Source organism: Mycobacterium angelicum, assembly GCF_002086155.1.
GTDB classification, from domain to species: Bacteria; Actinomycetota; Actinomycetes; order Mycobacteriales; family Mycobacteriaceae; genus Mycobacterium; species Mycobacterium angelicum.
The window spans coordinates 1-243 of sequence record NZ_MVHE01000437.1 but is presented as its reverse complement, the minus strand read 5'-3'; the positions used below and the strand labels follow the sequence as shown (position 1 = coordinate 243).

Here is a 243-nt window from a genome sequence, read left to right as displayed (position 1 = left end):
CCTTGAACACCAGCTTTTGCAGGTTCTCGACGGCACGCAGGATGGACTCGCCTGCGGGGCCCAGGCCTTGGACCGCGAAACCGACCAGCAGCGCGACGAGTAACACCTGTAGCACGTTGCCTTCAGTAAGGGCTGAGGGGAGCGACCTCGGAATGATCTGCTGGATGAACCCAGCGATTCCGTGTGACTCCGCAGCCTGGCCGGCCAATGCTGCGCCGCTTCCGACCGCACCAGGCCTAAGGT

1 protein-coding gene is annotated in these 243 nt (G+C 63.4%); it reads right to left on the bottom strand.

Features of this window, described 5'->3' with window-relative positions:
• Nucleotides 1–243 (bottom strand): cation:dicarboxylate symporter family transporter (locus tag BST12_RS30160; RefSeq protein ID WP_139802140.1); only part of this gene is annotated, 243 nt, incomplete at both ends.